The sequence below is a fragment of the Leclercia sp. W6 genome, assembly GCF_003336345.1.
In the GTDB taxonomy this organism is placed as follows: domain Bacteria; phylum Pseudomonadota; class Gammaproteobacteria; order Enterobacterales; family Enterobacteriaceae; genus Enterobacter.
Genome location: NZ_CP031104.1, coordinates 2,131,574 through 2,148,779, shown reverse-complemented (window position 1 = coordinate 2,148,779; position 17,206 = coordinate 2,131,574). Strand labels below are relative to the sequence as shown.

The window sequence follows — 17,206 nt, the reverse complement described above, 5'->3', positions numbered from 1 at the left end:
GGCAACAAAACGCAGAAGGATACGCTACGCTTTGTAAACCAGCCTGCGGCAAGCGTTTTTTACCTCTTCTGCGGACGTCGCCACCATAACACCGGGGAAGCCACTATGACCCACAGTCATGAAGATGATGTGAAGATGCTGCTGTCTGCGTTTGAGCAACGTCTCGAACAACTTTTGCCCGCGGGGGAGCAGGAAGGGCAAGTCTATGCAGCCATGCGTGATGCCACGCTTGTCGCGGGCAAGCGCATGCGCCCTCTGCTGCTGCTGCTGGCGGCGCGAGATATGGGCTACAAAACAGAGCCGACGGGCATTCTGGATCTGGCCTGCGCCATTGAGATGGTCCATGTCGCCTCCCTGATCCTGGATGACATGCCCTGCATGGACAATGCGACGCTCCGCCGCGGGCGGCCTACGGTTCACTACCAGTATGGCGAACACGTGGCGATCCTGGCGGCGGTGGCGCTGCTCAGCCACGCTTTTTGCGTTATCTCCCGCGCGCCTTCGCTGACCCACGAGGCAAAAGCGCGGGCGATTGCTGAGCTCTCTGCGTCGGTGGGGCATATGGGGCTGGTGCAGGGGCAATTCCGCGATCTCAATGAGGCCCGCCAGAGCCGAAATACCGATGAGATCCTGCTGACCAATGAGCTGAAAACCAGCAGCCTGTTCAACGCCGCTCTGCAACTGGCGGCCATTGCCGCCGACGCGCCGCCTCCGGTCAGCGAACGGCTGCGCTTTTTTGCCCGCGATCTCGGCCAGGCCTTCCAGCTGATTGATGACCTTACCGATGGCTCCAGTGCCAACGGCAAAGATCCGCATCAGGATAAAGACAAATCGACGCTGGTTGCCGTGCTCGGGGCCGAAAGTGTCTTCCTGCGGCTGCGCGAGCACGTGCGCAGCGCCGATCAGCATATCGCTACCGCCTGTCAGCCGGGAAATACCGCCCGCTACTATGTTCACATCTGGTTTGAAAAACAGCTGACGCTTATCAGCCAGAGCCTGTCGTTATCCCTGTCGGAGTGTCAATGAGCAGCCTGTCGCAACGTAAAAGCGATCATCTCGATATCGTACTGAACAGCATGCCCGGCGTAAAAAAATGTACCAGCGGCTTTGAAAAGTGGCGCTTCGGGCATTGCGCACTGCCCGAACTGCATCTTGATGAGATTGACCTCTCGACCCCGCTGTTTGGCCGAACCCTGAATGCGCCGCTGCTGATAAGCTCCATGACCGGCGGCACCCGACGGGCGAGCCAGATTAACCAACACCTTGCCATTGCCGCACAGACACTGGGGCTGGCGATGGGGGTGGGCTCCCAGCGCGTGGCGCTGGAGAGTGACGCCAGATATGGCCTGACGCGCGAACTGCGATCTTTTGCCCCGGACATTGTGCTGATGGCGAACCTTGGCGCGGCGCAAATTGCAGGACCACAGGGGCTGGATTATGCCAAACGGGCCGTCGAGACCCTCGCGGCGGATGCGCTCATCATCCACCTTAACCCGCTGCAAGAGGCGCTGCAGCACGGCGGGGATCGCAACTGGTACGGCGTCATCGACGCCATCCATCGCACCGTCGAGGCGCTGCATGTGCCGGTGGTGGTGAAAGAGGTGGGTAACGGAATTTCAGTTCCGGTAGCCCGCAAGCTGGTGGCGGCGGGTGTGGCGATGCTGGATGTCGCCGGTGCCGGGGGCACCAGCTGGGCGGCGGTGGAGGGCGAACGCGCCGTTAACGCCCACGACCGGGCGGTGGCGATGGCTTTTGCCGACTGGGGGATCCCGACCGCAACAGCGCTCCAGGATCTGCATCAGGCGCTGCCCGATATGCCGCTGGTGGCCTCGGGTGGAATCGCCAACGGTATTGAGGTGGCAAAAGCGATCCGCTTAGGCGCAAGCCTGGTGGGGCAGGCGGCCGGCGTGCTGCAAAGCGCGTTAACCTCCAGCGAGGCGGTTGTCGACCATTTTCAGGTGATCATCGACCAGCTGCGCGTCGCCTGCTTCTGCACCGGCAGTGCAAACCTGGCCCAGCTGCGTCAGGCCACGCTGGTGGCACAAACGTAATGGCGCCAGCATGGGACATCATCTTAGCGGGCGGCGGACTGGCCAACGGGCTGATCGCCTTACGCTTGCGACAGCGACGACCAGAGCTGCGCGTACTGCTTCTTGAGGCCGACAGTAAGCCTGGCGGGAATCACACCTGGTCCTTTCATGAGGGCGACATTACACCGGAACAGCATCGCTGGGTTGCCCCACTGGTGGCCCACCGCTGGCAGGGGTACGACGTCCGCTTTCCTGACCTGAACCGCACCCTTGCCGGGGACTATCTCAGCATCACCTCCGAACGTTTTGCCGAGGTGTTGACCGCGACCTGCGGCGACAATCTGCATACCCGCGCCGCTGTCACCGCGCTCACCCCGACCTCGGTGACGCTTGCTGACGGTACCACGCTCCAGGCCCGGGCGGTCATTGATGGTCGGGGCTACATGGCGGACAGGCATCTTACTACCGGGAGCCAGTCCTTTCTCGGCCAGCAGTGGCGTCTGAGCCAGCCCCATGGCCTGACCCGGCCCATCCTGATGGATGCCACGGTCAATCAGCAGGGCGGGTATCGTTTTGTCTACACGCTGCCGCTTTCTGCGAACGAACTCTTGATCGAAGATACCCACTACGTTGACGCCGCCCGACTGGATGCTGGTGTTGCGCGGCAAAACATCGCCGATTACGCTCGCGAGCAGGGCTGGGGGCTGGCGCATCTTGAGCGCGAAGAGCAGGGCGACCTCCCCATTATGCTGGCGGGCGATTTCCCGTCCTTCTGGCAGGGGCGAGACAAACAGCCGTGCAGCGGACTGCGCGCCGGGCTTTTTCATGCCACCACCGGCTATTCCCTGCCGCACGCGGTGGCGCTGGCCGAGGCCATTGCCGCAAGCGCAGATATCAGCGCAGCCGCGCTTTTTTCCGTTATCCATCGCTACGCCCTGCGCCAGTGGCGCGAGCAGCGCTTTTTCCGCTCCCTCAACCGCATGCTGTTCCTGGCGGGGGATGCCGATAAGCGCTGGCAGGTGATGCAGCGGTTTTACTCTCTTAACGAAGGGCTGATTGCCCGCTTTTACGCCGGGCAGCTGACCCTGGCCGATAAAGCGCGGATCCTGGCAGGCAAGCCCCCGGTACCCGTCGGCGAAGCGATGCTCGCCATACTGAAACTCACTCCCCGGATGCGAGCGTTTCACCATGAATAAAACAGTGATTATTGGCGCCGGTTTTGGCGGATTAGCGCTGGCCATTCGGCTGCAGGCGCAGGGCATCAACACGCTTCTGCTGGAGCAGCGGGATAAGCCCGGCGGACGCGCTTATGTTTATCACGACGAGGGATTCACCTTTGACGCCGGGCCGACGGTGATAACCGATCCCAGCGCCATCGAAGAGCTCTTTACCCTGGCCGGTAAACGCATGGCCGATTATGTCGAGCTGCTGCCGGTGACCCCGTTCTATCGCCTGTGCTGGGAGACGGGAGAGATCTTTGATTACGACAACGTGCAGACCCGGCTGGAAGAGCAGATAAGACGATTTAACCCCCGCGACGTGGAGGGCTACCGCAAGTTTCACGCTTATTCGCGGGAGGTGTTTAACGAGGGCTATCTCAAGCTTGGCACGGTGCCGTTCCTCTCTTTTCGCGATATGCTTCGCGCCGGGCCGCAGCTTACCCGCCTTCAGGCCTGGCGCAGCGTCTACAGCATGGTCTCCCGCTTTATCGAGAATGAACAGCTGCGCCAGGCGTTCTCGTTTCATTCCCTGCTGGTGGGGGGCAATCCCTTCGCCACCTCGTCCATTTACACCCTGATCCACGCCCTTGAGCGGGAGTGGGGCGTCTGGTTTGCCCGCGGCGGCACCGGGGCGCTGGTGCAGGGGTTGGTGAAGCTCTACCAGGATCTGGGCGGCGAGCTGCAGCTGAATGCGGAGGTGACCCGGCTGCAGGCCGACGGCGATCGTATCAGCGCCGTCACGCTAAAAGATGGCCGGACGATCCCGGTCACGGCGGTGGCCTCCAATGCCGACGTGGTGCATACCTACGAAAAGCTGCTGGGACATCATCCCACAGGGGCGGCGCGCGCGGCCTCGCTCAAGCGCAAACGGATGAGTAACTCCCTGTTTGTGCTCTATTTTGGCCTCAATAAGCAGCACGATCTGGCCCACCACACCGTCTGTTTCGGGCCGCGCTATAAAGCGCTTATCGACGAGATATTTAATAAAAACGCCCTGGCGGAGGATTTTTCCCTCTACCTGCATGCCCCCTGTGTCACCGATCCCTCCCTGGCTCCGCCGGGCTGCGGCAGCTACTACGTATTAGCGCCCGTGCCGCATCTGGGAACGGCGGATCTCGACTGGGACGTTGAGGGGCCGCGCCTGCGCGACAGGATTTTTGCCTATCTCGAAGCCCACTACATGCCGGGGCTGCGCAGCCAGCTGGTGACTCACCGCATGTTTACCCCGTTTGATTTTCGCGACCAGCTTGGGGCGCATCTCGGCTCCGCTTTTTCGGTGGAACCGATCCTGCGCCAGAGCGCCTGGTTCCGGCCGCACAATCGCGACAGCCGCATCCCCAACCTCTACCTGGTCGGGGCGGGTACCCACCCAGGCGCCGGTATTCCCGGGGTGATCGGCTCGGCCAAAGCAACGGCAGGACTGATGCTGGAGGCGCTTTCCCGATGAACACAACCCTGATGGATCACGCCACCGACACCATCGCCGTGGGGTCAAAAAGTTTTGCCACCGCCGCGAAGCTGTTTGATCCCGCCACCCGGCGTAGCGTGCTGATGCTTTACGCCTGGTGCCGCTATTGCGACGACGTGATCGACGGGCAGGAGCTGGGATTTAACGTCACTCCCGTGGAGATCGCCCCGGCCGAGCAACGCCTTGAGATGCTCAAACGCCAGACCCTGCGCGCCTGGGAGGGGGGCGAAATGCATGAACCCGCCTTTGCCGCCTTTCAGGAGGTGGCGCTGGGGCACAAAATCCCGCTCCAGCTGGCTTACGATCATCTGGATGGCTTTGCCATGGACGTGCGCGAGACCCATTACGAGACCTTCGATGACACCCTGCAATACTGCTATCGCGTGGCGGGGGTAGTGGGGCTGATGATGGCGAGGGTGATGGGTGTCCGCGATGAAGCGGTGCTCGACCGTGCCTGTGATTTAGGCCTGGCGTTTCAGCTCACCAATATCGCCCGGGATATTGTGGAGGATGCCCGGGTTGGTCGCTGCTATCTGCCGGCCCGGTGGCTGGCGGAGGCGGACATCGACCCGGCGGCAATTACCGCGCCCCAGATGCGCCAACCCCTCGCGGGCATTGCCCAGAGGCTGGTGGCCGAAGCCGAGCCTTACTATGCCTCTGCCCGGCAAGGTCTGGCCGGGCTACCGCTGCGATCCGCGTGGGCAATTGCCTCGGCGCATGGGGTCTACCGTGAAATTGGCGTGAAGGTGAGCGCGGCGGGTGCCCGCGCCTGGGATAATCGGCAGGGCACCAGTTCGGTGGAAAAATCGGGATTACTGCTAAAAGGCGCCTTGCTGGCGCTTACTTCTCGTTTTGCGACGCCGTCGCCGCGTCCGGCTCAGCTCTGGCAGCGCCCTCGCTAGCCGCGCGACGCGCCTTGCGCTGGCGTAACGTTGCCTGCAATTTTTCTACCGGCGGGGCATAGAGAAAACCAAAGGAGACGCAGTCCTCTTTGCCCCGCACCGCATGGTGCAGGCGGTGCGCCAGATACAGGCGCTTGAGATAACCCTTGCGCGGGATATAGCGAAACGGCCAGCGCTGATGCACCAGCCCATCATGCACCATAAAGTAGAGCGCGCCGTAGGCCGTCATCCCGGCACCAATCCACTGCAGCGGCCACAGGCCCCACGTTCCCAGCGCAATCAGCACAATCGCCAGCACCGCGAACACCACGGCGTAAAGGTCGTTCACCTCAAACCAACTGGTGCGCGGCTCGTGGTGCGATTCATGCCATCCCCAACCCCAGCCGTGCATGATGTACTTGTGGGAAAGAGCGGCGACGAGTTCCATGGCGGCAATGGTTAAAAGCACGATCACTGTGTTGTACAACGCGAGCATTGGGGCTCCTTGGGCTCGGGGGATTGTGGTCTCAGGTATTAAGCGTAACAGGTAATTGGAGGAAGGGGGGGGCGAAGTATGCGAACCGGATTTTATGATAATAAAATCGATGACCGCTTGTAACATCCCATGGCAAAAGGATGTGATAAAGACATTTAAGCTAAATAAATAACCTGGAGTCAGCGTTATGCAGTCCTGATGATCCAGGTTGTTGCCATTATTTATAGGCTGTCGCTAAAGAATATTATGATAATTAAGATAACCGTACCATACTGCAATTGCAGCACCATAAATAACAGTGACAATCCATCCTTTGTTTAATTTTGGTGACGTAAAGTGAAAAGTCTTTTCTTTTCTTATCGCAACATAAGTCGTTAAACAATAACCCAGGACGGCTAAAAGTATGAACAGTGAAAGAAATAGTTTGACGATATTGTCTATTGTCAAATCTTGAGGGTTATCATAAAACAATATGCCAAAGTTGATAAAAGTCAAAAGCGTTAAACCGGTCAATGCACCTGCTATCCAGATAAGGACATCGGAAGTGAAACGTCTGAACGTGTGATAGAATTTTTTAACATTCTGACATTTTGGGGAAGAGATGCTCTCACGGTGTTTTGTATATAAAGCAATGAGTACCATAATTGTGCTTACCGGAAAAACAAAATTCAGAGCAGGCATAGTTGATGCATAAGCTTTCATTAAATAATCTGCTGCAGAATAATTATTGCTTCTCCAGTTAATAATTAGCGTTATTAAAGGAAATAGCGTCCAGATAGAAGCCCGATACAAGAGATCGCGGTATATTGTTACTTTAAGAAGTTCGTCGAACCAATTGCTTTCAACTTTCATTCGTATTCCTCAGTTTGCGCATATAGTGAAAGGTGAGATGAGGTTATCGGCAAAAATCAGTAAAATATGAGATTTATTTTACCGCGTAAATTGATGGCTATTAATTGAAACAAAAATGTGCTTAGTAAATTTGCTATTATTTATGTAGAACATTACGCGACCGTCGGGGTGACCAGGTTTGAGAATGTACATTTTCCTTCCCGCACCCCGCGCAGAACTTACATAAGTGTGTAAAGTCTGGTGTCATTGGTCAATGAATAAAGATGGCTCAAAACAGCCTTGAAATCTTCGTCTTATTCTGCTGTGGTATCCAGCCCTAAAAGTACACGGACCACTCCCTAAAAACCTTGCAATTTATTTGGTTATGGCATCCGCGTTGCTGAACCGCATCATGACGGCACCGTGCACTGGCACCTGCTGTGCTTCATGCGCAAAAAAGACCGTAAATCCATCACCGCGCTGCTGCGTAAATTCGCTATTTGTGAGGACCGCGAGGAACTGGGCACCAATACCGGGCCGTGCTTCAAGTCAGAGCTTATCAACCCGCGCAAGGGGACACCGATCAGCTATATCGCCAAATACTTCAGCAAGAATATCGACGGGCGCGGGCTGGCGCAGGAAATCAGTAAAGAAACAGGCAGATCACTGCGCGATAACGTTGAGAACGTAAACGCCTAAGCTTCGCTGCACCGTGTCCAGCAATTCCGCCTCTTTGGTATCCCTGGCCGCCAGGCGTACCGCGAGCTGCGCCAGCTGGCCGGTCAGGCTGCCAGGGCGCAGGGTGACAAGAAGGCAGGCGCACCGGTACTGTAAAATCCGCGTCTGGATGCCGTACTGGCTGCAGCTGATGCTGGCTGTTTTGCCATCTACATCATGAAGCAGGGCGGCGTCCTGGTTCCCCGTAAACATCACCTTGTCAGAACTGCCTATGAGCTGAACGACGAGCCGAGCGCCTACGGTGTTCACGGTGTTCGTATTTATGGCATCTGGTCCCCGATCATTGAGGGCCGGATCTGCACTCATGCAGTGAAGTGGAAAATGGTTCGTAAAGCCGTTGACCTTCAGGAGGCGACAGCCGACCAGGGCGCTTTCGCCCCTTGGACTCGTGGCAATAACTGTCCCCCTGTTGAAAAAACGTACCAAACAGGGGGCGAATCTCCAGGTGGCGAAGAACTTGGAGCGCTGCCGGACTTCGATAACATGAGCAAAAAGGAACTACGAGAGCTGACTGCGAGGCTGAGACAGGTCAAACCGAAACGCCGGAAAGGGTACAAACAGGAAATTGCAGAGCATCAACGGCTGCAGCTTGAGGCGGAGATGAGGTCCAGGGGCTTTGACGCCAGTGAAACGGAAGTGGATCTGCTTCTGCGTGGCGGCAGCCTGCCATCTGGAGCCGGATTGCGACTGTTCTACCGGAACCAGCGACTACAGGAGGATGACAAATGGCGTCAGTGGTACTAAGAAAGCCGGGTTTGAGGCTATCTATTAATCAATGGGGTAGCTGAGTAAAAAACCATTTCAGCTTTAAATATATATGTTGAACTGTATATATAAACAGTATAAAGGGGAGGGAGTTGTGAACGATTTGTTCATGGAGTCACTTGCACTGCAGCGGATAGAACTTATGGCCCGGCTGGTCGCCAGCTCAGAATGTAGCGATGATGACAAGTAGGTTGCGATTTCGTGGTTGTCGGAGCTGACTAGCGATCTGGTTACCAGGCTGAATGAATATGGAGTAGGGCAGGATGAGAGTACGCATTAGTGATTTCGCACCATGGGAAACTCCCTCCCATATGGCATCTTATGGTTCGAGAAAGCAGAGCATGTCTATGGTGCATGGATTCGCATGATCCAAAAAGGATCGCAACGGGTCGGGGCCGACAGAACTGGCGCGCTTTCCGGCTCGTCATGCACCTGCATGAAAACCACTACACAAAGCGGGCAGGCGTGGCGGGGATACGAGCGCGCGTAAGCGCCAAAAAAACAGCTATCTAGCATAAGCTTCAAAAATAAATTACACTCTTTTGATTATTACTTGGAGTGCATAGGCTAGTTCCATTTAAATGCATTTTTGGTATTAATAAAATGGAAAGGAAAGGGAAATGATTAATATAGATGAAATAAGCTTGGCTAATATATGGAAAACAAAAAAAGAGTTTAACATTAAGTTAGACCGGAATTTTACAGTGCTAACTGGATATAATGGCTGTGGTAAAACTACAGTGTTAGATTTAATACATGCATCAATAAGCTTTTTACATGATGTGGAATCAGTTTTAGAAACTAAAGATTGGGCTAGTCAAATAAGATTTGATAATAGTTTAGTTTCAAGGGTATATAATTTTGATTGTAGCTACGATTTAAGTGAGCAAACAAAAAAAGATGTTCAGACTGCAGCCGTTGATAATTTTGATGAATCACTTGATCGAACGATTGATGTTGTACTCGGTATTGTTGATGAGTTCAAATCTAAAACGGCTGAAATCGAATCGGATTCTCCAATAGTTAAAGGTGGAATGTCCAAGAAAGAGGTGGTGTCGCAGACTTTCGGATTGACCAAGAAAGTTGATGGTTTTACCGAACAGAACAAGAAAGATTTACCATTTTCTATATTATTTAAGAATGAAGAGTTTTTTTATAATGAAGAAAATGAAAATTCTGAAGAGCTTGAGAAAAGATCTATTTTTACAAAAGATAATAACATAGATAAAACTCTTTATAGGTTGCTAAATGAATTCGTATTAAAAGAAGCTAGCCAGAAAAAAGAGTTGGATATTTTTGCAAAACAGCACGCTAGAAAAAAATAAGTGCTTTAATTAAAAAAAATATCATGGAAAGAATCAAGAGCGGTAAAAAAATTGATGATCGATTTTTAAAGAGTATTGATAAAATTGTCGAGGAAGTAGAAAAAGACATTGCTGCCAGTCTATGGGGAGAGCCACTATTTGAAGAACTGGATAAATTCTTCTCTTTAACTAAACGGTCAGTTTTTAGAGATAATGATGGATTTATTGGCGTAAAACTAAAAAATAAAAATGATGTAAAATGGTTTAATCTTTCTCGAGGTGAAAAAACACTTGTTAGTATTCTGCTGAACGTATATTTGAACAAAGATAAAAACGTGATTTTCATTTTTGATGAGCCTGATTTATCTTTACATATCGAATGGCAGGAACTGTTGCTACCATCTTTGTCGCGATTAGCGCCAGATAGAAAATTTATATTATCAACTCATTCACCTGCTTTGATAGGTAATGTGCGAGAAAGGTTTTATAATATGACTTCTATTATGGATATTTGATATGGAAGAGGCATCTTTAGGTTTTAATGTTACCAGTAAATATTATGAAAAGACTAAGTTGTTTTCTTCTAAGCCTAAGGTACTTGTTTGGGTTGAATCTGATGATGACAAACGTCTTTGGATAAATGCATTGAAAAAATTCAAAGATAACTATGCATTTTCTTTCTTCTGTGCCTCTGAACATGAATTTGATGATGGTGTTATTAGTGATGGTTGTTGTAGGATTTTTAAATTATTAAGAACCGGTAATATTGTACTTGGTAAGCATTGCATTGCATGCTTAGATAGTGATTTTAGTTTTATAACTAATAACTATAAAGCTAAAGGGAAAGAATTACTTCAAGCTGATCATGTATATGAAACTTTCGTTCACTCTAAAGAAAATCTTTACTTTAACAAAAATGGAATAAATGATTTTATTTCCCAGTTACTTGGTGAAGATATCGAGCAGCACCATGTGAATATAAGTGATATTTATGAAGTAATATCAAAATCCGTATATGGGGTCTTTGCTGATCTCATGATTCTTTACCGCGATGGTCAAATTGCAGGCTTTGAAGAATTAATGTCTGAGTTCGTTTCTGGAATAATGTGTGTTGCAAATGAATCTAGGTTTGAAGACTTTACTAATGGTGTTTTTAATGCCAACTTAGCCAGATTTGTAAATGATTTTACTCAGCAATTGAAACAAAAAATGAGTGGTTATTGTGACGTTGACGCAGCAGGGAATATGTCAGAGTATTTTTCTGAAGTTGGGATTTCAGAAAGTGATGCTTATCTTTTTATAAGGGGTCATAATTTTCATGCTATCATTATTAATATTCTTAAAAAGATCGAGAGATTTACATTTAATCTCAAAAAAAGCCGTTATGATAAAGATGGTATATCTAAAGACATTGCCGCGGAAAAGAAAAAAGAGCTGGCCGGAAAGAGAGTTGATATAAACTCAGCTTTTCTATCTAGAGAAATAGATAAAGACATTCCATTTTTTAAAAAAACTATCGAGCTTATGCAAGCAAGTTATGGAAGGTGATTTCTCTGCGCATTAATAATTTAATGCGCATTTTCATCATTAACCAAGTTTGTAACTACTAAATCTGATTACATCATCTGACACCCATTCATTCACCTCGGGTATTCTTTTTTGTAATGGAAAAAGTTCATTTCGCACAAAAACATTCGCAGCCTTCTCCACATCCCCAAAGCCCCCAACATTATTCGGCATAATCCCCATCATCTGCGGCGGAACGCGGTGTGCCGCCATCATGTCATCGCGGCTAACATTCTTGATGTTCAGAAACTCATCTTTTGCCGCCACTTCTGAAAGCGGGATGTTCTGAATCCCGTCCTTTTTGCCGTTGGGCGAGTACATAAACAGGTTGCGGAAGTTGTCCGGCCCTTTGGCGCTTTTCATGGCCTGGCGGATATTGTTCACGTCCTCCTGGTTCAGGTCCGGCTCCATGAGGTGAAAGATGCTGCCTCTGGTGAACTCATACGGCTGCGTGGTCATGCCGTATTGCACAAACCAGTAAGTATCCAGATCCACGCCCCGGCGGGTGTATTTCGCCAGTGACGGCTCTAGCGACAGAATACCGCCAAGGCGGTTGGTGCGCTTTTCCAGATAGGCATTACCAAATACCAGATAGTCCTGCACAAACTGGCTAAATGCCTGCTGGCTCAGCAGCGGGTGCGGGATAAAGGTGCTGGTCAGAATGTTACACTTCACCGCAATCGGGGAGCTGTGATACACCGCCGCGCGGTAGGTGCGCGCCAGCCCGTCAAAACTCCCCGGCGGCTCATACCAGCGATCCATCTGCACGCACTCCACATAATCAAGCAATTCCCGGCGGTGCAGTACCGGGATCGGGTCGCCAAAGCTGAATGCTTCTGCAGATACGCCGCTGCTCTGTTGAACGCTCTGTTTAGCTGCAGCGCGGTTTTTATACCTTTTGCCCATCAAAAAATCTCCACAATATTGCTGGTATTGGCAGCTTCGCCCTGCAGCGGTTCGTTAAACAGTGCGTGCATCGTTGCCCAGGCCAGGTCTGCATGGCTGGCTTCGTAGGTGGGGCGGTTCCCGCCGGCTGTAGTGGCGCGGCGGATTGCCATGAAAGACTGCGCGATATCGGTATGCCCGGCGTCAAACTCCAGGCGGCGGTGGCTGATAATGTTGTATGCCTTGAGCACCAGGGCGTTTTTGACGTTGGGGTTGTAGACAAACTCCCGGACCGCTGGGAAGAACGCCTTCACGTTCTCATACACGCCGTGGCCGACGCCGGTCGAGTCAATGCCGATATAGGTCACGTTGTACTGCTACGTCAGCTTTTTGATGGCGTCCGCCTGGGCGCGGAAATCCATCCCGCGCCACTGGTGCCGCTCAAGAATGTATAACTTGCCGCCCGGCACTGTGGGCGGTGCCATGACCACGCACCCGGCGCTGTCGCCGTTCTGCGTACCTTTCGCCGGGTCATAGCCGATCCATACTTCGCGCCAGCCAAACGGGCGTAGCGCCAGCGCCTGAAAATCGGACCATACTTCCCAGCTGTCCACCATGCAGGCCTGCAGCTCGCTCAGCGGGAACACTGACGCCAGATCGTCAATAAACTTGCACATCAGCAGGTTCTGGTATTCGTCCGGGCTGTTCTCCATGCGCAGCTGGTCGATATCAAACAGGTTACAGCCACCACGCACCGCATCTTCCAGGGTGACGATCTGGCGGTCCTGGCCGTCCGGGCAGAGCAGGCCCGGGGCCAGATTGCTGTGGGTCAGGTCAATAGCCACCTTGTCCGCTTTGGCGCGGCCCCGGTTGAAGAGTGCGCCGGACCAGAACGGATAGGCGCTGTGGGTCAGGCTGGACGGTGTGGAAAAGTAGGTCTGCCGCTATTTTTTGTGAATGGCCATACCGGAGGCCACCTTGCGCAGTTCCTGGAATTTCGGTATCCAGAAATATTCATCCAGGTACAAGTTGCCGTGGTAGCTCTGCGCTCTGCGGACGTTGGTGGTGGATTGGTTGGCGGCGTTGCTACGAATCTCGCTCCTGCTTCACACGGCCGTATGATGGAGCAATTGGCGCAAGAGATATGCCGTACTCAGCAACACAATATCATGCTGTAGCTTGATTCCGATGGTAGCGGTTAGGAGTTGCGTCGGACCACGACCGGCAACAAGAAAGGCCGTATTTAGCGCCAGATGTTGGCGAAGGAGCCGGAATTCAATAGCTTAAGTGATTTATTTGTAAAATTATAAATTCAAGACAACAAAAAACCCATCAACCTTGAACCAAAACGGCGGGGTTGATGGGCTCCACAAATTGGGGACATCAAAGAAAAGCAGTGGCAATAGTTATGACTGACGTCTGGCAGAAAAGTTCTGCGCATAGCGAAAATTTTTTCGTCATTGCGCAAAAATTTTTTATCCCAGACCCGGCCAGATTATGATGATTAGCGTCCCCGCGAGGGTTAACAACACGTTAGCGATGGCGTAGGTGCCCGCGTAGCCCAGCGCCGGAATGTTGCTGCGCGCGGTATCGCTGATGATTTCCATCGCCGGGGCACAGGTACGCGCCCCCATCATGGCGCCAAACAGCATCGCGCGGTTCATGCGCAGCACGTAGGCACCGAACAGGAAACAGATCACCACCGGCACCAGGCTGACGATCAGCCCGGCCACCAGAATCTGCCAGCCTACCGCGCCCAGGCTGTGGCCAATGCCGCTGCCTGCGCTTAAACCGACGCCCGCCATAAACACCATCAGGCCAAACTCTTTCACCATGTTCAGCGCGCCCTGGGGGATATAGCCGAAGGTGGGGTGGTTGGCGCGCAGGAAGCCGAGCATGATGCCTGCGAACAGCAGGCCGGCGGCGTTGCCGATGCCAAAGCTGAAATTGCTGAACTGGAAGGTGATCATCCCAATCATCAGGCCGACGATAAAGAAGGCGCAGAAGGCGAGCAGGTCGGTCACCTGGCTGTGAATGGAGATAAAGCCGATGCGGTCGGCAACGGTCTTCACGCGGCGCGTGTCGCCGCTCACTTGCAACACGTCGCCCTTGTTCAGCACGATGTTGTCATCGATAGGCATCTCAATCTGGCTGCGGATCACCCGGTTGAGGAAGCAGCCGTGGTCGGTCAGTTTAAGCTGTCCCAGGCGGCGGCCCACGGCGTTGTGGTTTTTCACCACGATCTCTTCGGTGACGATGCGCATGTCCAGCAGGTCGCGGTCGAACACTTCTTTGCCGTTACGGAAGCTGGGGTCGAGACGGGCGTGCGCATCTGGATAACCCACCAGTGCGATATCGTCCCCCATCTGCAGTACCGCGTCGCCGTCCGGGTTCGCCAGAATGCCGTTACGGCGGATGCGTTCGATATAGCAGCCGGTCTGGCGATAGATGCCCAACTCGCGCAGGTTTTTACCGTCCGCCCAGGCCACCAGTTCCGGGCCGACACGGTAGGCGCGGATCACCGGCAGGTAGACTTTGCGTTTGCTGTCCGTATCCAGACCGCGTTCGCGGGCGATTTGCTGGGCGCTGGTTTGCAGATCCTGATGCTGCAACTTCGGCAGATAGCGTGCGCCCACGATCAGGCTCACCAGACCAATCAGATAGGTCAGGGCATAGCCGAGGCTGAGGTGATCCAGCGCCATAGAGAGCTGGGCGTTATCCAGCCCGAGATGGCGCAGCGTATCCCCCGCGCCAACTAGCACCGGCGTGGAGGTCATCGAGCCGGCCAGCATGCCCGCCGTCAGGCCGATATCCCAGCCAAACAGTTTGCCTAAGCCTAACGCAATCAGCAGGGCACTGCCGACCATCACCAGCGCCAGCATCAGATAATTTTTACCGTCGCGGAAGAAAATTGAAAAAAAGTTAGGTCCGGCTTCAACACCTACACAAAAAATAAACAGCATAAAGCCCAGATTAAGGGCATCCGTGTTAATACTGAAATGTTGCTGGCCTAATAATAACGAGACGACTAAAACGCCAATAGAATTACCAAGTTGGATTGATCCGAGGCGTAATTTACCCAGGCACAGACCCAGCGCCAGTACCACAAATAATAGCAGGATGTAATTCCCGTTTAACAATTCTGCGACGTTTATGTTCACGAAGGATAACTTCTTGTTTACCAGTAAGTGGTTGAAGGGACAGGTGATTTAGGCTACTGTTTTCCCGGTGTTGAGGAGCGCTGCGGCTCCCGGCCGCACACTATAATATATATCAAATAATAATACCAAACTATTACTTTATTTATAACAGACAGCAACATCTGCTCGTGATTGCGTAACGACGCGCCGTTCAGGCATGGAATGCCATATAAACCATCTGATTGTGCGTCCAGTGGACGAAAAATGGATTTGCCCACGCTGTAGGGGGACGATTTGAATATTAAACGTAACTGGTTTGGGGTGGCTTGCTGTTTTTTACTTTTTACTGGTGTATGCATCTGCCTGACGTTCAACGTAAGAGGGGCATTTATTGCCGCCGGGCGTCCTGAGCTGGGATTATTGTTTTTCACCCTGCCAGGTGCTGCCGCCAGTTTTGTCTCCCGTGGGGGAGAGGTCATCCGGCCGCTGGTCGGTGCGATGCTCGCTGCGCCCCTCTGTCTGGTGGTGATGCGTCTGGTCTTTATCCCGTCGCGCACCATCGTGCAGGAGATGGCATGGCTGTTAAGTGGGGTCTTCTGGTGTGCGTTAGGGGCGCTGTTCTTTCTGTTCGTGCGCCGGGCGCTGGAGAATCGTCGGGCGAGAGTAAAAACGCCCTCAGAGTGAGGGCGCGAAAGGCTTACTGGGCAGCAAACAGCCCGAGGTTCGCTTTGGCATAGGCTTCAAAATCGGTAAAGCCGCCAATGTGGTTCTGGTCGAGGAAGATCTGCGGTACGGTTTCAACCGGCTTACCGACGGTTTTTTCCAGATCGGCTTTGGTGATGCCTTCGGCATGAATGTCCACGTAGCGGTAGTTAAAATCATCACGCTCAGCGGTCAGTTTTTCTGCCAGATCTTTTGCGCGCACGCAGTAAGGGCAACCCGGACGTCCAAAAATTACTGCAAACATGTTCTCTCTCCTGAAACTAAGCCAGACGGCGAATGACGCTATATTGCCGATAACTATCGGTAATGAAAAGTAGGTTCTGCCTGTTACATTGATATCTCCAGGCTATGTTTCGCCAATTACAGCCTCCTTTTCTTTGCCTATACTGGCGATATTGTTATTAACGCCCGTACAGAGAGACCGCATGACGCCAGTAATTGATCTGCTTCGTTCCCACCGTTCCATTCGTCATTTTACCGATCAACCCATCAGCGATGCCCAGCGTGAGGCTATTATTGCCGGTGCGCAGGGAACCTCCAGCTCCAGCTTCCTGCAGTGCAGCTCCATTATCCGCGTTACCGACCCCGCAATGCGTGAACAGCTGGTGACCCTGACCGGCGGGCAGAAGCACGTGGCCGAGGCGGCGGAGTTCTGGGTCTTCTGCGCTGATTTCAACCGCCATCTGCAAATCTGCCCTGAGGCGCAGCTGGGCCTCGCCGAGCAGCTGCTGCTCGGCGTAGTGGATACCGCGATGCTGGCGCAAAACGCAATGACGGCAGCGGAGTCGCTGGGGCTGGGCGGGGTTTACATTGGCGGTATCCGCAACAGCATTGAGGCGGTAACCGAGCTACTGCAGCTGCCGAAGCACGTCCTGCCGCTGTTTGGCCTCTGCCTCGGCTGGCCAGCGGATAACCCGGACGTCAAGCCGCGCCTGCCTGCGGCGATGGTGATGCATGAAAACCACTACCAGCCGGTCGATAAAGCGGTGCTGGCGCAGTACGACGAAGAGCTGGCCAACTACTACCTCAGCCGCGCCACCAATAACCGCCGCGACACCTGGAGCGACCATATCCGGCGCACCATCATCAAAGAAAACCGTCCGTTTATTCTCGACTATTTGCATAAACAGGGCTGGGCGACGCGATAAGGTCATTCATC

General features: G+C 53.1%; 15 protein-coding genes and 2 pseudogenes. 11 read left to right on the top strand and 6 right to left on the bottom strand.

Annotated elements, in window-relative coordinates; translation table 11 throughout:
* Positions 1 to 105 precede the first annotated feature (105 nt).
* From DVA43_RS10570 to crtB, 5 genes are read left to right on the top strand one after another with little or no spacing between them, the layout of a single operon-like run.
* Positions 106 to 1,026, top strand: coding sequence for a polyprenyl synthetase family protein (locus DVA43_RS10570; RefSeq protein WP_114315510.1), 921 nt, complete (start codon positions 106 to 108; stop codon positions 1,024 to 1,026).
* The gene (gene fni / locus DVA43_RS10565; protein ID WP_114315509.1) at positions 1,023 to 2,051 is read left to right on the top strand and encodes a type 2 isopentenyl-diphosphate Delta-isomerase; all 1,029 of its coding nucleotides are present in this window, start codon (positions 1,023 to 1,025) and stop codon (positions 2,049 to 2,051) included. Before DVA43_RS10570 ends, fni begins: the two co-directional genes overlap by 4 nt.
* The gene (gene crtY, locus DVA43_RS10560) at positions 2,051 to 3,226 is read left to right on the top strand and encodes a lycopene beta-cyclase CrtY (protein ID WP_114315508.1); all 1,176 of its coding nucleotides are present in this window, start codon (positions 2,051 to 2,053) and stop codon (positions 3,224 to 3,226) included. Before fni ends, crtY begins: the two co-directional genes overlap by 1 nt.
* A complete protein-coding gene (locus DVA43_RS10555) occupies positions 3,219 to 4,697 on the top strand; it encodes a phytoene desaturase (RefSeq protein WP_114315507.1) in 1,479 nt (492 codons plus the stop codon). The genes crtY and DVA43_RS10555 overlap by 8 nt, the downstream gene beginning before the upstream one ends.
* Positions 4,694 to 5,620: a 15-cis-phytoene synthase CrtB gene (gene crtB / locus DVA43_RS10550; protein WP_114315506.1), complete on the top strand. Its 927-nt coding sequence runs from the start codon at positions 4,694 to 4,696 to the stop codon at positions 5,618 to 5,620. Before DVA43_RS10555 ends, crtB begins: the two co-directional genes overlap by 4 nt.
* On the opposite strand, the gene DVA43_RS10545 is transcribed toward crtB, so the two are convergent.
* Both DVA43_RS10545 and DVA43_RS10540 read right to left on the bottom strand, forming a co-directional pair.
* Positions 5,559 to 6,095, bottom strand: coding sequence for a sterol desaturase family protein (locus tag DVA43_RS10545; RefSeq protein WP_114315505.1), 537 nt, complete (start codon positions 6,093 to 6,095; stop codon positions 5,559 to 5,561). The two genes, crtB and DVA43_RS10545, sit on opposite strands and share 62 nt — an antisense overlap.
* Before the next feature lie 234 nt (positions 6,096 to 6,329).
* Positions 6,330 to 6,947, bottom strand: coding sequence for a hypothetical protein (locus DVA43_RS10540; protein WP_114315504.1), 618 nt, complete (start codon positions 6,945 to 6,947; stop codon positions 6,330 to 6,332).
* Positions 6,948 to 7,310: 363 nt separating this feature from the next.
* Between DVA43_RS10540 and DVA43_RS10535 the strand changes: the two are divergent.
* From DVA43_RS10535 to DVA43_RS10515, 4 genes and pseudogenes are all read left to right on the top strand, one after another.
* A pseudogene (locus DVA43_RS10535) lies at positions 7,311 to 8,408 on the top strand (replication endonuclease); the annotation flags it as partial.
* 641 nt (positions 8,409 to 9,049) lie between these two features.
* Positions 9,050 to 9,754 carry an AAA family ATPase gene (locus DVA43_RS10525; RefSeq protein ID WP_114315503.1) on the top strand — a complete coding sequence of 235 codons (705 nt, stop codon included), beginning with the start codon at positions 9,050 to 9,052 and terminating at the stop codon, positions 9,752 to 9,754.
* A 23-nt stretch (positions 9,755 to 9,777) separates the two neighbouring features.
* Entirely contained in the window at positions 9,778 to 10,248 is a 471-nt protein-coding gene (locus DVA43_RS10520) for an AAA family ATPase (protein ID WP_114315502.1), read from the top strand.
* 1 nt (position 10,249) lies between these two features.
* The gene (locus DVA43_RS10515; protein WP_114315501.1) at positions 10,250 to 11,281 is read left to right on the top strand and encodes a DUF4435 domain-containing protein; all 1,032 of its coding nucleotides are present in this window, start codon (positions 10,250 to 10,252) and stop codon (positions 11,279 to 11,281) included.
* 39 nt (positions 11,282 to 11,320) lie between these two features.
* On the opposite strand, the gene DVA43_RS10510 is transcribed toward DVA43_RS10515, so the two are convergent.
* The 3 genes and pseudogenes from DVA43_RS10510 to DVA43_RS10495 all read right to left on the bottom strand — a co-directional run bounded on the left by DVA43_RS10510 (position 11,321) and on the right by DVA43_RS10495 (position 15,345).
* A complete protein-coding gene (locus DVA43_RS10510; protein WP_114315500.1) occupies positions 11,321 to 12,205 on the bottom strand; it encodes a phage portal protein in 885 nt (294 codons plus the stop codon).
* Positions 12,205 to 13,248 (bottom strand): annotated as a pseudogene (locus DVA43_RS10505) (terminase large subunit domain-containing protein); the annotation flags it as partial. The gene DVA43_RS10510 and the pseudogene DVA43_RS10505, both read right to left, overlap by 1 nt.
* Before the next feature lie 411 nt (positions 13,249 to 13,659).
* The gene (locus DVA43_RS10495; protein ID WP_114315499.1) at positions 13,660 to 15,345 is read right to left on the bottom strand and encodes an aspartate:alanine antiporter; all 1,686 of its coding nucleotides are present in this window, start codon (positions 15,343 to 15,345) and stop codon (positions 13,660 to 13,662) included.
* Positions 15,346 to 15,618: 273 nt separating this feature from the next.
* On the opposite strand from DVA43_RS10495, the gene DVA43_RS10490 reads away from it, so the two are divergent.
* On the top strand, positions 15,619 to 16,008 hold the full coding sequence (locus tag DVA43_RS10490; RefSeq protein ID WP_114315498.1) for an inner membrane protein YbjM: 390 nt from the start codon (positions 15,619 to 15,621) through the stop codon (positions 16,006 to 16,008).
* Between the two features lie 13 nt (positions 16,009 to 16,021).
* Here the strand turns inward: DVA43_RS10490 and DVA43_RS10485 are convergent, their stop codons facing one another.
* On the bottom strand, positions 16,022 to 16,291 hold the full coding sequence (locus DVA43_RS10485; RefSeq protein WP_103823439.1) for a GrxA family glutaredoxin: 270 nt from the start codon (positions 16,289 to 16,291) through the stop codon (positions 16,022 to 16,024).
* 181 nt (positions 16,292 to 16,472) lie between these two features.
* Between DVA43_RS10485 and nfsA the strand changes: the two genes are divergently transcribed.
* Positions 16,473 to 17,195 carry an oxygen-insensitive NADPH nitroreductase gene (gene nfsA, locus DVA43_RS10480; RefSeq protein WP_114315497.1) on the top strand — a complete coding sequence of 241 codons (723 nt, stop codon included), beginning with the start codon at positions 16,473 to 16,475 and terminating at the stop codon, positions 17,193 to 17,195.
* The last annotated feature ends 11 nt before the right edge of the window (positions 17,196 to 17,206 follow it).